This is a genomic window from Sphingopyxis sp. SCN 67-31 (assembly GCF_001725095.1).
Genome location: NZ_MEFH01000122.1, coordinates 1 through 14,019, shown reverse-complemented (window position 1 = coordinate 14,019; position 14,019 = coordinate 1). Strand labels below are relative to the sequence as shown.

The 14,019-nt window shown below is 68.3% G+C and carries 9 protein-coding genes, 1 tRNA gene and 2 pseudogenes; 2 read left to right on the top strand and 10 right to left on the bottom strand.

The window, feature by feature from the left end; translation table 11 throughout:
* Positions 1–112: 112 nt before the first annotated feature.
* The 9 genes and pseudogenes from gspI to ABS88_RS20780 all read right to left on the bottom strand — a co-directional run bounded on the left by gspI (position 113) and on the right by ABS88_RS20780 (position 12,306).
* Complete coding sequence (gene gspI / locus ABS88_RS20820; RefSeq protein WP_234002568.1) at positions 113–574, bottom strand: type II secretion system minor pseudopilin GspI; 462 nt, start codon at positions 572–574, stop codon at positions 113–115.
* Positions 564–1,055: a GspH/FimT family pseudopilin gene (locus ABS88_RS20815; RefSeq protein ID WP_104959351.1), complete on the bottom strand. Its 492-nt coding sequence runs from the start codon at positions 1,053–1,055 to the stop codon at positions 564–566. The genes gspI and ABS88_RS20815 overlap by 11 nt, the downstream gene beginning before the upstream one ends.
* The gene (gene gspG / locus ABS88_RS20810) at positions 1,030–1,491 is read right to left on the bottom strand and encodes a type II secretion system major pseudopilin GspG (RefSeq protein ID WP_076077597.1); all 462 of its coding nucleotides are present in this window, start codon (positions 1,489–1,491) and stop codon (positions 1,030–1,032) included. Before gspG ends, ABS88_RS20815 begins: the two co-directional genes overlap by 26 nt.
* Before the next feature lie 33 nt (positions 1,492–1,524).
* Positions 1,525–2,742: a type II secretion system inner membrane protein GspF gene (gene gspF / locus ABS88_RS20805; protein ID WP_076077589.1), complete on the bottom strand. Its 1,218-nt coding sequence runs from the start codon at positions 2,740–2,742 to the stop codon at positions 1,525–1,527.
* On the bottom strand, positions 2,735–4,216 hold the full coding sequence (gene gspE, locus ABS88_RS20800) for a type II secretion system ATPase GspE (RefSeq protein ID WP_076077592.1): 1,482 nt from the start codon (positions 4,214–4,216) through the stop codon (positions 2,735–2,737). The genes gspF and gspE overlap by 8 nt, the downstream gene beginning before the upstream one ends.
* A 17-nt stretch (positions 4,217–4,233) precedes the next feature.
* Positions 4,234–6,433 (bottom strand): annotated as a pseudogene (gspD, locus tag ABS88_RS20795) (type II secretion system secretin GspD).
* 4 nt (positions 6,434–6,437) lie between these two features.
* Positions 6,438–7,307 carry a type II secretion system protein N gene (locus tag ABS88_RS20790; RefSeq protein ID WP_083675015.1) on the bottom strand — a complete coding sequence of 290 codons (870 nt, stop codon included), beginning with the start codon at positions 7,305–7,307 and terminating at the stop codon, positions 6,438–6,440.
* A gap of 654 nt (positions 7,308–7,961) precedes the next feature.
* Positions 7,962–10,643, bottom strand: coding sequence for a TonB-dependent receptor domain-containing protein (locus ABS88_RS20785; RefSeq protein WP_104959349.1), 2,682 nt, complete (start codon positions 10,641–10,643; stop codon positions 7,962–7,964).
* 82 nt (positions 10,644–10,725) lie between these two features.
* Positions 10,726–12,306, bottom strand: coding sequence for a beta-helix domain-containing protein (locus tag ABS88_RS20780; RefSeq protein WP_067113713.1), 1,581 nt, complete (start codon positions 12,304–12,306; stop codon positions 10,726–10,728).
* Between the two features lie 319 nt (positions 12,307–12,625).
* Here ABS88_RS20780 and ABS88_RS20775 point away from each other — a divergent pair.
* Positions 12,626–12,712: transfer RNA gene (locus ABS88_RS20775), tRNA-Leu, on the top strand.
* Between the two features lie 216 nt (positions 12,713–12,928).
* Here ABS88_RS20775 and ABS88_RS20770 read toward each other — a convergent pair.
* On the bottom strand, positions 12,929–13,876 hold the full coding sequence (locus tag ABS88_RS20770) for a recombinase family protein (protein ID WP_286750467.1): 948 nt from the start codon (positions 13,874–13,876) through the stop codon (positions 12,929–12,931).
* A gap of 45 nt (positions 13,877–13,921) precedes the next feature.
* On the opposite strand from ABS88_RS20770, the pseudogene ABS88_RS20765 reads away from it, so the two are divergent.
* Positions 13,922–14,019 (top strand): annotated as a pseudogene (locus tag ABS88_RS20765) (ATPase); the annotation flags it as partial.

The following is a 14,019-nucleotide window of genomic DNA, read 5'->3' as shown; positions in this document are numbered from 1 at the left end:
AGCGCAGTCGAGACACCTGTCAGCGCGGCGCAAGGCCGATGGGTGTCTCGACTGCGCTCGACACGAACGGGACGATGGGGCCGATTTAAGGCTCTATGCTCCAGACCCTTCCTCACCGCGACGACCTGACGATCGTCAGCGCCGCCTGACCGCGACCGCTTTCGGGGCGCACGATCAGGTCGATGCGCAGCAGACTATCGTCGGCGGTGCGCGCGACGCGCTGTTCGATGCGCCAGTTGCGGCCGGCGTTGGCAACGCCGACCGCGCTGGTGCCGATCGTCGGCGGCACGGGGTCGGTCCAGATTTCGACCGCGCGATTCTGCGCGACGATGCCCGCGACCGTGCGCTCGTCGAGGTCGCCCGCCGAGCGGACCGCATAGGCGTCGAGCCGCACCAGCGTCAGCGCCGCGATGCTGATGATGCTGAGCGCGACGAGCATCTCGAGCAAAGTGAAGCCGCGATCATCGGCCCTTGATCGCGCCCCGGCGGACGCCGGGGCCCAGAGCGGCGGCGAGCCGCGCTCGATGTCGTGGACCCCGGCTTTCGCCAGGGAACGGTTCCGCCTATTCGTCACGACCGATTTCCCCCGTCGCCGAGACGCGGATCATCGCGCGCGCATCGCCGCTCGACAGCCGCAGCGCCTGCGGCGTCGGGCTGGTGCCGACGCGGTCGAAGAGGATGCGCGCGACCGCCTGTCCGTCCCCGGCCGCGAACGCTGTTCCGGGCGGCCAGTTCCGTTGTTCGAACGCGCGGCCGGGAAGCGGCTGCCACGCGCCGTCGACGCGGCGCGCGAAGCCATAGCCCGAGGGCGCGAAATCGACCGCGACGCTGCGCCCCTCGATCACCGCGACGTCGCGCGCGGCGGCAAGCCGCGCCGCGAGCCGGTCGGCCTCGCTGCGAAGCCCGCGCTCCTCACCGGGAATGGTGAGCACGACCGCGGTGGCGGCCAGCGCGAGGATCGCCAGCACCACCATCAGTTCGACGAGCGTGAATCCCCGATCGCCGGCGCCGCGAAGCCGTGCCGTGGCCTTAGCTGTCTCCGCGGATATCGGCATTGTCGTCGGTCCCGCCCGGCGCGCCGTCGGCGCCGAGCGACCAGACGTCGAACGCCTTTCCGTTCGCGGCGGGCGCCTGATAATTATAGGGCCGTCCCCAAGGATCGTCCGGCAGTTTCTTGATATAGCCGCCGCGACGGTAGCGTTCGGGCTGGCCGAGCGAGGGCGGCGCGGTGACGAGCGCGTTCAGCCCGTCGCTGGTCGCCGGATAGGTGAGATTGTCGAGGCGATATTGTTCGAGCGCGTTTTCCAGCGTGGCGATATCGGCCTTTGCCTTGGTCACCATCGCCTTGTCCTGGCTCGGCAGCACGTTGATCATCACCACCGTCGCGAGCAGGCCGATGATGAAGATCACCACCATCAGTTCGGTCAGGGTGAAGCCGCGTTCGCCCTTGTGGCGGCGGCGCCGAACGGCCGGGCGCGAGGAATCGAGCATCAGGCGAAGGAAAAGCTGCATCAGCGACATCTATTATAGCCCCGCAAGGTTCTGCAACTGGAGGATCGGCAGCAGAATGGAGAGGATGATCAAGGCGACGCACGACCCCATAACGACAATTATGACAGGTTCGAGTAACGCCATCGACGCCGCCGTGAAGCGGTCGAACTCGCGCTCCAGATAATCGGCGGCGCGTTCGAGCATCGCCTCCAGCCGCCCCGCGCTTTCGCCGCTCGCGGTCATGTAGACGAGCAGCGGCGGGAACACCCCCGCATCGCGAAGTGCCGACGACAGGCTGCCGCCGGCGCGCACCTGATCGACGAGCCCCGCGGTCGCGGCGGCGAGCGCCGCGTTGCGAATCGTCGGCACCGTCAGCCGCAGCCCCTCGACCAGCGGTAGCCGGCTCGACACCATCGTCGCGAGGGTGCGCGCGAAGCGGGCGGCGTACAGGTCGCGCAGCAGCCGTCCGAGCAAAGGCAGACCCAGAAGCCGCGCGTCGACTCGCGCCTTGAACGCGGGGCGGCGCATCGCCGTCGTCCAGCCGAAGGCGGCCGCGGCGAGCAGCAGCGCGATCAGCCACCACCAGCCCGCGAGGAAGCCCGAGATCGCGATCACCGCGCGGGTCAGGAAGGGAAGCTGCTGCCCGACGTCGGTGAACTGTTCGACGACGCGCGGGACGACGAAGATCATCAGCGCCGCGACGACCCCGACCGCGACGATGGCGAGCACGATCGGATAGGCGAGCGCCGCGATCAGCTTGCCGCGCACCTCGGCCTGGCGTTCGAGCAGGTCGGCGAGCCGCGCGAGGATCAGCGTCAGGCTGCCGGTCGTCTCCCCCGCCGCGACCATTGCGCGGTAAAGCGGCGGAAAGCTGCGCGGCTGGCGCGCCATCGCGTCGGCGAGGCGGCGACCTTCGAGCAGCCCAGCGTGGACGTCGCCGATCACCGCGCGCGCGCTTTCCGCTTCGCTCTGACGACCCAGCGTGCGCAGCGCCTCTTCGAGCGGCGCGACCTCGGCCAGCGTCGCCAGCTGGCGCGTGAACAGCGCGAGGTCCCTCGCGGTCAGGCGCTCGCGGCGCCGCGCGAGAAACAGCGAACGGCCGGCCGGCCGCGCCCCCGCCTCTTCCACCGCGACGATGTGGAAGCGGCGCGCGGTCAGGTCGGCGCGCGCGGCATCGTCGTTCGCGGCGCGCAGGCGCCCGCGGCGCTCGCGCCCGCGCGGGTCGATCGCCACATAGCGATAGTCAGGCATCGACATCCTCGCGCCGCGCGATGCGGATCGCCTCCTCGGGCGTGGTCAGCCCCTTCGCGACCATCGCGCGCGCCGCACTGGCGAGCGTCGGGGCTTTCAGGAAAGCATGCTTGGCAATCATCGTCTCGTCGCCGCCGGCGTAGATGAAGCGGCGGATCGTTTCGTCGACCCGGATCGCCTCGAACACGCCGATGCGGCCCTTGAAGCCGCTGTGGCCGCACGCCTCGCACCCTTTCGGGCGCCAGATCACCGTGCCGATGTCGAGCCCGAGCACCGCGGCGATGCCGTTGTCGGCCTGCACCGGCTCGCGGCAATGGTCGCAGAGCTTGCGGACCAGCCGCTGCGCGAGCACTGCGCGCAGCGTCGAGGCGAGCAGGAAGGGCTCGACCTTCAGGTCCTTGAGGCGGGTGATCGCGCCCACCGCGTCGTTGGTGTGGACGGTCGACAGCACGAGGTGGCCGGTCAGCGACGCCTGCACCGCGATGTCGGCGGTTTCGCGGTCGCGGATTTCGCCGACCATCACGACGTCGGGGTCCTGGCGCAGGATCGCGCGCAGCCCCGCCGCGAAATCGAGCCCGACCTTCGGGTTCACCTGCGTCTGGCCGACGCCGTCGACGGCATATTCGACGGGGTCCTCGACGGTCAGGATATTCCGCTGCCCGTCGTTCAACTGCTTCAGCGCCGCATAGAGCGTCGTCGTCTTGCCCGACCCGGTGGGCCCGGTGACGAGGATGATGCCGTTCGGTTCGGCGAGCGCCTCGCGCAATATGCGGTCGGCCTCGCCCGTCAGGCCGAGGACATCGAAGTCGATCCCCGCCGTGTCCTTGTCGAGGATGCGCATCACCACGCGCTCCCCGGCGCGGCTCGGCAGGGTCGAGACGCGCACGTCGACCGCCTTGCCCGCGAGCGTCAGCGCGATGCGCCCGTCCTGCGGCACCCGGCGCTCCGCGATGTCGAGGCGCGCCATCACCTTGATGCGGCTGACGACCACCGGCGCGACGTGCGGCGGCATGCGCAGATGCTCGCGCAGCACCCCGTCGGTGCGCATCCGCACGACCAGCCCGCTTTCATAGGGCTCGACATGGATGTCGCTGACCCCCTGCCGCACCGCTTCGGCGATGATCGCGTTGATCAGGCGGATCGCGGGGGCGTCGTCGGCGCTGTCGAGCAGGTCCTCGGCGCTGGGCAGGCCGCCCGCGATCAGATCGATGTCGCCGCCTTCGAGCGACCCCGCCATCGCCGCGGCCGACGCGTCGACGGCATAATGATCGGACAGCAGGCGGTCGAAATCGGCAGGCGGCGCGGTGGCGATGCGCAGCGGCGCCGCGAGGTGGCGCCTGACCTCGATCAGCACCGCGGGATCGCTGCCCTCGCGCAGCGTCGCCAGCCACACACCGTCCTCGCCCGGCGCGATGACGACGCCGCGCGCGCGCGCGAAGCCATAGGGGATATCGACCGGCGCCGCAGGGGGCATGGCCGGTTCGGCGGCGTTCACCGATCCGCTCCCCCCGGCCGCGGCGCGTCCCCGACCGACGGCGGCACCTCGGTCGGCGTGACCGTGCCGTCGGCGCCGCGCAGCGCGGGAAGGTCGACCGGGCCGACGGTGGTGTCGGCGGCGGTCGGCGCGCTCGGCAGCGGCGGCACCGTGCCCAGATAGTCGCGCACCAGCGCATCGATCGCCGGCTCGGCATCGGGATTGCGGCGAAGCTGGGCATCGCGGATGAAGCCGTAGCGGCGCGCGGTGAGCGCGGCATTGTCCTCGCGGCTGCGCAGCACGGTCGGGCGGATGAACACCATCAGGTTGGTCTTGGCGCGGCTGCGGGTGCGCGACTTGAACAGCTCGCCGATCAGCGGAATGTCGCTGAGCAGCGGCACGCGCTCGATCGTCCGCCGCTCGTCGTCGTTGAGCAGGCCGCCGATCGCCAGTATCTGTCCGTCGTCGACGGTCAGCGTCGTTTCGAAATAGCGCTTGTTGAGGATCAGGTCGCTGTTGCGCGACGATACCGGGCCGGCGACGCTCGACACCTCCTGCCGCACGAACAGCTTGACCTCGCCCGCCGCGTTGACCTGCGGCGTGACCTCCAGCTTGATGCCGACCTCCTCGCGCTGGACGGTGCGGAAGGCGTTGTCGAAATTGTCGCTGAGCGCCTCGCCGGTGGTGATCGGCACCTCCTGCCCGACGAGGAATTTCGCCGCCTGATTGTCGAGCGTCACGATATGCGGCGTCGCCAGCAGGTTCGAACTCGTGTCCGACCGCACCGCGTTGATGATCGTGCCGAACACGGTATTCTTGCCGATATCCCCCGCGAAACCGCCGAAGCCGCCGGTCGCCTGGAGGATCGAGGCCGCCGCCGCTTCCTGCAGGCTGTTGCCCAGCGCGCTCGTCGTCTGGGTGACGGTGGTGGTGCCGTTGACCGTCGTCGTTTCCTGGGTCAGCCGGTTGGCCGCATAGGCGCCGCCGATCGTCAGGATGTTCGGCACCGCGTTGCTGTAATTGGTCGCGGCGAACGGGATATTCTTGCCGCCGAGCAGGAACTGGACGCCGAGCCGCTTCGCCGCATCGTCGCCGATCTCGACCACCACCGCCTCGACCAGCACCTGCTCGCGCCGTGCGTCGAGCTGGCGGATCAGTTCGCCGAGCATGCGCTGCACGTCGGAATTGGCGGCGACGATGATCGCGTTCGCGCCCTCGTAGCGGGTGACGATCGCGGGTCCGCGCGTCGCGATGCTGCCGCCCGATCCGCCGACGCGGGCGGACGCGGCGGCCGGCGCCGCGGCGGGCCCCACCCTCGCCCGCCGATCCGAAGGAGGAGGATGCAGGGGGAAGCCCCGCCTTCTGCGCCGGGTCGCTGCCGCCACCGACGAGTTGTTGCAAGGTCGGAAGCAGCGTCTCGGCATTCGCATGTTCGAGCCAATAGACGCGCAATTCGGTGCCGCCCGCCGCCTTCTGGTCGAGGTCGCGCGCCATCTGGACGAAGCGCGCGACCATCGCCTGGTCGCCGCGCAGCGCGATGGCGTTGCTGCTGTCGATGGGGACGACCGCGAGCGGCGCCTGAGCCCCCTCCCCGGCCGCGGGCACCAGCGCCTGCAGGGCCGCGGCGATCTCTCGCGCGCCGGCATTCTTCAGCGACACGATCTCGCTGGTCGAGCTGTCGCGGTCGATGCTGGCGGCGAGCGCGCGGATGCGGCGGATATTGTCGGCGAAATCGGCGACGACGAGGCTGTTGGCGTTGCGGTTCGCGGTCAGCGACCCCTGCGCGCTGACCAGCGGACGCAGCGTTTCGACCGCCGCGACGGCGTCGATGTGGCGCAGGCGGATGATCTCGGTCACGAACTGGTTCTGCGCCGCGCGGTCGCTGCCGATGCGGCCGGGCTGCGCCGCGGCGCCGTCGATCGGCTGGATGCGATAGCTGCCGTTCGGGCCCGGCACCGCGACCAGCCCATTCGAGCGCAGGGTGGCGAGGAATATCTCGAAATATTCGCTGCGCGACAGCGGCCGGTCGGTGACGACCGACACCTTTCCGTTGACGCGCCCGTCGATGACGAAGGTCCGCCCGGTGATGCGCGCCGCGTCCTGGATGAAGGCGCGGATGTCGGCGTCGCGGACGTTGAGCGTATATTGGGCCGACGCGGGGGCCGGTGCGGCGGAAACGAGCGCGACGGCCAGCATCAGGGAAAGTTTGAAACGCATGAACCTACGGCTTTGACAGGAAGAGGGCGATGGGGACGACGCTCGCGCCGCGCTCGACCTCGAGCGACAGGCGCGCGCCCGGCGTGAGCTGGCCCGCGAGCGCGGCGGCGTCGCCCGCGGATGCGATCGGCCGGCCGCCGACCGACCGGATGACGTCGCCGGGGCGCAAGCCCGCGGCGCGGAAGGCGGTGCCGTCACCCTGCGGCTGAACGACGAGGCCGGTGACGCGCCCACCCTCGCTGCGCGGCGCGAAGGCGACCCCCGCCTTCAGCGCGGCGGGCGAGAGTTCGCCGCCGGTGGCGGGAGCCGCAGGCTCAGGGGTCGGCGCGGGAAGCGATGATGCGGGATTGGCGACCGGCGCCTCGCCGCTCTGGTCGAGGAAGAGACTTTCGCGCGCACCGCCGCGGTCGAGCACGACATGGTCGAAGGCGACGCCCGCGAGCGTCACCCCCGGTGCGATCTCGTCGCCGACCGCATAGCTCGCCTGCACGCCGTCCTCGCCCGCGATGATCGCCGAGCCGCCGCCGGTCGCCTCGTTGATATTGACGCCGTGGAGGGTCAGCCCGAGCGCGGTGACGGTCGCGCTCGCCGGTCCCTGCGCCGCGGTGCGGAAGAAGGGATCGAAGCCCGCGAACAGCGCGCGCCGTTCGGCGGGCGACGCGATCGCCGCGGTCTGCGGCTGCCACGCGCCGAGCGGCGCCAGCGGCACGATCAGCGCCCACAGCAGGCGCACGGCCTGCAGCACGAGCAGCGCGCCGAGCAGGCCGACGAGCAGCGTCGGCGCCAGCGCGCGCGGCGAACGCCGGCTGCCGCGCAGCCACGCGGGAAACGCGCGCGGCAGCCGCAAGGCCGATCCGGGCATCACCATCGCCATGAAATCCCTTTGTCCCCCCGAGGCTGAATCTGCGGCACGCGAATCGCCCTAGGGCCGATCGGTGACAATCAGTTGACGGGAAGATTACAGTTTTTTGTCAGTGGAGCGAGTCCGAGGGTGAATGCCCTTCCGTGAAGAGCAAGGTAGTCGCATTGCTATGGCATGATGCCGTCAAGGGACCGTTACCCGCGAGCGGCGCAGCCGCGCGGCAATCCAGAGCAGGCGGTAACCGCCCTGGATTGCTTCGCTCCGCTCGCAATGACGCAAAAAGGGGGTCGATCCGAAGTCATCGGAATCTACGGCCTGTGGGATTCGGGGTTCGGCGTGCTGCCCCATCCGTTCGTCATGCTGAACTTGTTTCAGCATCCATGGCCGGACCTTCCCTTTTGCGCCGTCGTTCAGTCGAGGGCAGACCATGGACCCCTGGATCGGGTCCGAGGCAGGCTCTGAAACAAGTCGGGGTATATACCCTTCACGCAAGTAGGGAGCTGTTCCCCGGCGAAAGCCGGGGTCCATGCGTGGTAGCGCTGCGCCATCTGGACCCCGGCATTCGCCGGGGAACAGTCACCTGTCGAAAAGGGATAATTGCCAAACAAGTTCAGGGTGACGAATGGGAAAAGCTGTGCCGAACCCTAAATCCCCGCAGGACGGAGTCTAGAATTTGAGCGACGCGCTCAGCGAGAAGGTGCGGCCGAGCTTGTAGCGGTTGAAATAGATGCGGTTGCTCCCCGATTCCTGCACCTCCTTGTAGGTGCGGCCGGTCAGGTTGCGGGCCTCGAACTTCAGTTCGATCTCCTTGCCGAGCAGCATCAGGCCCTGCCGCGCGATGAAATCGAGCGAGACGCCCGGTTTTTCGAGCAGGTCGGGCTGCCCCGACGGACCGCGGCTGGTGACGCGCGGGCTGGCATAGGTCAGCAGCAACGTCTGCTGCGACAGCCGGTCGGTGTCCTCCAGCCCGATCTGGACGTTGACCAGATGGTCGGACTGGCCGGTCAGCGGCGCGCCGTCGAAGAAATAATTGGCCGCGTCCTGCCGGTTCCCATCGATGACGGTGGTGTCGCCCGCGCCGACCTTTATCTTCGACTGCGTGTAGGTGTAGTTGCCGATCAGCACGAGCCGGCGGCTGGCCCAGAAGGCCCCATCCGACATATTGTCCAGCGGCACATATTTCTGAAGCTCGACCTCGGCGCCATAGAGCGTCGCCTTGGGCGCGTTGGCGTAGCTGGTGTTGATCGACGAATCCGAGATCGAGGTATAGGCCTCGATCGGATTATCGATCGCCTTGTAGAAGCCGGCGACCGACAGCCGCTGATCGCGCCCGAAATACCATTCGTAGCGCGCCTCGGCATTCCACAGCTCGCTGTCGGTGAGCGACGGGTTGCCGCGGTACAAGCGGTTCGATTCGGGGTCCTGATAGACCTGCGCCACCAGTTCGCGGAACTGCGGGCGCGCGATCGTCTTGGACCCGCTCGCGCGAAGCTGCATATCGGGCGCCAGTTCCCAGGTCAGCGTCACCGCCGGCAGCCAGTAATCGCGGTCGAGGTCGGTCGCCACGATCGCCGACGAGCCGCTGCCGAACAGGTCGACCGGCGCGACCGTCTGCTTCGCCTGTTCATAGCGGACGCCCGCATTGACGTTGACCCCCGGCACGATCTCGGCCTGAAGCTGGGCATAACCCGCGTGGGTGCGCAGCTTGGCATCGAAGGCCGCTGTGCCGTCCTGCGCCGAGGTTTCGATCATCGTGATGTCATAGAGCTGGATCGTCGCGTCGGAGAGCAGATAGTCGGGGCGGAGCTGCTGTACCGCCAGCGGCAGGTTCGAGGCGCGGAACAGGAAGGACCGGCGCGTCGCGACGCGGTGCGTGTCGCTGTAGGCATAGCCGACCGTCGCGCTGACGCGCGGCGCGATTTCGTAGGACAGGTCGACGCCGCCCGACCACAGATCCTCGTTCAGGTCCGAAAAGGCGATCGACGCGTCGCCTCGGCTGCCGCCGAGGTCGTTGACGAACTTGCCGCCGACCGGGTCCTGTTCGGGGGGCAGGTTGGTGCGGACATAGGTGAAGCTGCGCTCATAGGGCGCCTCGCGCTGCGAATTGGCGTAGGCGCCGCGCAGGTCGAGCGACAGCCGGTCGAACTTGAACTCGCCGACGAACTGGGTGTTGATCAGCTGTCGTTCGTACCAGGCGGTGTCCTGCTTCATGATGTCGCGGTCGGACTGGTTGCGGTCGGTGCCGAGCGCGAGCCGGGCCTGCTTCAGCGTGTCGCGGATATAGAGGCTGGTCCAACGCAGCTTGTGATCGCCGAGTTCCAGCCCGAAGCCGAGCAGGCCGTTCACGACGACGCGATTGTCGGTGACGACGCGGTTATAGCTCGACTGCGGATCGCCCGACAGGTCGCGCTCGACCGAGGTCTGCTGCAGCGTGTCGCGGGTGCGCCACTTGTTGCTGATCCCGGCGGTCGCGATGATGCCCAGTTCGCCGCCCGGAAGCGCGATCGTCGTGCCGCCGGTGAGCCCCGCCGACCAGTTGACCGGGATATGGTCGTTCTGCTGGAGGAGCGTCGTCGGCGCGTTCGACAGCTGCATCGCCATCGCCTTCAATTCGTCCCGGCTGAAATCGGCGCCCTCGAGGACCGGCTTGCCGCTGGCCAGCGCGGCGGCGAACAGCGGCGGCACGTCGCGGGTGCCGTCGTCGAACCCCGTCCAGTCGGTGTCGCTGCCATAATAGGTATAGCCGAGCTGGTTGGTCGTCTCGCTGTCCCAGCCGATGCCGCCCGACAGGGTCAGGAAGGGTTCGCGCGGGGTCGCCTTGGTCGTCAGGTTGATCACCCCGCCGCCGAACTCGCCGGGAAAGTTCGCCGAATAGCTTTTCTGGACCAGCGTCGAATCGATCACGTTGGACGGAAAGATGTCGAGCGGCACGACGCGCTTCAGCGGTTCGGGGCTCGGCAGCGGCGATCCGTTGAGCAAGGCCAGCGAATAGCGGTCGCCCAGCCCGCGGACATAGACGAAGCCGCCGCCGACGACCGAAAGGCCGGTCACGCGCTGAAGCGAGCCCGAGATGTCGCCTTCGCCGGTGCGCGCAATGTCGGCCGAGGAGAGCACCGACACGACCTCCGGCGTCGCGCGGACGACGTTGGGGGTGAAGCGGCCGGTGACGACGATCTCCTGCCCGCCGCCGCCGGGGATCGAGACGTCGCCCTGCGCCTCGTCGGACGCCGGGCGTTCGCCGGCGGGCGCCGCGCCTTCGGCGGCCGGCTCCTGCTGGGCGAGGGCGGCCGGCGCGACGAGCGCGGAGCTGAGGAGAAGCAGGCTGGCGAAGATCGGCCGCTTGGTCATGTGGAGTGTCCCCAAGAATAAGGCAGAAGGGGGAGCGGGCCGGTGCAGCGCCCGCCCGCTCCCCCGATCGGGTCGCGTCGGATCAGGTCGTCGGGATCGCGGTGCAGGCGCCGCTCGCCGACCCGAAGGAGGCGGTGGCCGAGTTGCACGTCCAGCCCTGATACCAGGTGTCGCTGGCGTCGCGGACGGCGCCGACATAGGCCGTGGTGTCGAAGAAGGCGTTCAGCGTCCTGGCATCGAACGGCTTGAAGCCGGTCTCGGTCGCGCCGTTGACGAACAGGTCGGCCAGCGTCGGCACATAGGTCGACCGGTTCTCCGCCCCCAGTTCGAAGATCGCCCGCACCTCCGCATCGGTGACGGCGGGGCTTCCGCCGCCGCGGAACGGCGTGCCGTTGCACTGCATCGAGACCGATTCGAAGCGCGGCGGGCCGGCTTCGTCGAGCGCGGGATTGGCGGCCTGCGTCGTCGTCGTGCTGTCGATGCGCAGGCAGCGGAACCCCGGCGCGACGATCAGGCCGTTGACGAAATTATAATCGGCCCCGCCGCGGATACGGATCGCGGCGCCGTTCCCCGCCGCATTGTTGCGGTGGATGAAGGTGAAGTTGGATATCGTCACGCGCTGGCGCGGCGACGCATTCTCGTTGCCGTCCGAATCGATCTCCATGATCGAGTCGCCGATCGTGCCGCCGGCGCGCTGGACCGCGATCACATATTGGATGTTGCCCTGATAGCCGACATCGGTGTCGAGGCTGTCGTCCTCGGCGCCGGTGATGACGAGGTGCTTCATGTTCACATTGCCGCCGAACACCTCGATACCGTCGTCGGAGCTGTTGTGGCTCTGGATATGGTCGAGCTGCGTGCCCGAACCCACGCCCGAGGGGGTCAGCGCCTGAAGCTCCTTGTCGGGCGCGAGGGTGAAGCCCGAATAGCGGAGCTGGACATAGGACATGCGGCCCGAGCTGTCGGCCTTGTTCGACCCGCCGTAATGGGCGCCGCTGGCACCTTCGGTCTCGCGGTAGCAGCTGTCGGTCCCCTCGACGACGCCCGGCCCCGGCGCGAAGCAGTCGGTGACCGGCGCGCGGCCCAGCAGCACGACGCCGCCCCACAGCTGCGAGGTGCTGTCGTCGGCCGAGCCGACGACGTTGCCGCGGCCGGTGAAGATGATCGGCTGGGTCGGGGTGCCGACCGCGTCGATCTTGTTGCCGCGGTTGACCGCGAGCCACGACACGCCGGTCGCGCCGAAGATGACGACGCCGGGGTCGATCGTCAGCGTGACGACCGTGTTGGTGCCCGACGGCCCCTCGTCCTTGCCGACATCGACGCGGCCCGGCAGCGAATAGATGACGCCCGGCACCTTGGGAATCGCGGTCGTCGCGTTGAAGCGCGCGGGGAAGCCGCAGTTGCGCCAGGTGCCCTGCGGGCCGCTGATCGTGCCGAGGTCGCTGAGCTGGTCGCTGCCCGCGATGGTCGGGCAGTTGGCGGCGGGGGTGACGGTGCCCGGCGTCGGGGTCGGCGTGGGGGTGGGGGTCGGCGTGGGCGTCGGCGCCGGAATGACGATCGTGCCCTCACCCGGCGAGGCGACGCCGTCGGCCCCGCAGGCGGCAAGGATGGAACAGGCCACGCCGCTGAGCATGACCAAACGAATGCGTGCGAATGCCGCCATGAAAATCTCCGTTCCCGGTGTGCGCCGCCTGGACGCTGCTGAAAAATCACCGGCGAACGAGGAGAGGCACCGCCGTCTCGCCCCCGGTGACGCCGCCACTAGGGTGATTCGATGACGGTCTGACGGTAGAGCGATGACAGAGGGATGACGCTTCGGAGTCGCTTCGATGACAGGCGCTCCGCCGCGCGGCGAAACGGCGCGCGCCGGGCGATGCGGGACGCGCGGAACAAAAGCGGCGAAGCTCGCTTGCATCCCCCCGAAAGCTTTGCTAGGCGCCCGCTCCTACCCGGTGCCGGACCCGTCCGGCCCAACATGATGTGCGGTCGTGGCGGAACTGGTAGACGCGCAACGTTGAGGTCGTTGTGGCCGAAAGGCCGTGGAAGTTCGAGTCTTCTCGACCGCACCATAGAGTCCTGCGGGACTATACATTTTCATGAGGTGAAAGAGCCGAGCCGCGAAGTGGCGCGGTTCCGCGCGACTTGCGGAGTAGACTTCAACCGATTGGGGCGAGAGACCTTCCTCTCCTCGCCAAACATGCCCGGAAACGCGCTATAGTCTCCGGTCACAAAAAACCCGCCTCAATGGGCGGGCGGTCTGCATCGTAGGGCGCATCGATTCCAGCCTAGCCGAATCCCAGAAGCCGCTCCTGTTCAGACCAGCTAGGAGAAAGTTCGATAGCCATGAGCCGTTTCCGCGTCAGGCTCGGCGGTTGGCTGCCCCGCATGATTCCGTCAACTATCCGCGGCGATAGCCAGCTCAGCTTGAGGAGCTGCGTCATCTGCTTTCGGCACCGCCCTTCCCTCTCCGCAAGCTTGTGCAGCGCAAGGTCAGGCGACGCCATCACAAGCGCCCTAGTTTCGAAGGCTTCCGAGATCAGTTCGACAAGCTTTTCATCACGCGCGATCTTTTGGGCCTCACCCGCGGAGATCATCAACTTGGCCTCGCGGAATGGCTTCCGTGGCGGCGATGCCAGCGTAAGACTCCATCCCGATCCTTCTGCGCTATCGCCGACCAGTTGGGCCGCGGCGATATCGACGACCACGTCGGTAGCATTGATCTGAACCCTGCTCACCAGAGATCGAACCGCCGCTTCTTGACTGGACGGGTTTCCGAGCTCGTGGAGGAACCGGTCGGCATTGGCGAACAACAAAGCAAGGCGCGCGCCGTCCGTGATACCCGAGATTCGCCGGAGCTGATGCTGGTCTCCAAGCAGAGTGGTCAGGTGACCGACGACATAGTTTTCCAGAACGCCGACAGAGATGCGCGTTCCGTTCGCGCCCGCCTTGCGAACGAGATCGCGACGGGACTGATAATAGCGATAACGGCGAGAGCCCTTCACGGAATAATCGATCACCATGGGTCGCCCGCCAGGATCAAACAGACGATCGAGGAAGAAGGCGTCCTGCTGCCGGTTGGTGCCGCGCTTTCTGGGCGGGGCCTTCTCTGCGAGGCGGCTCTGGACCTCGTTCCACAACTCCTCATCGACGATCGGCTCGTGCTCCCCGGGATAGGCTTGGCCCTTGTGAACGATCATACCCCGATAGACAGGATTCTTGAGAAGGTGGAACAAGCTCCCTCGCGCGAACGGGATGCCGCCGCGATGCGGTCCACTGGTCTGGTGACACGCCTCGAAGAGGAGACCCGGATCGGCAAAGGCGGGACCCTGGCGGCGCAGCTGTCGCGGCTCGACCTGATCGTGCTCGACGAGCTCGG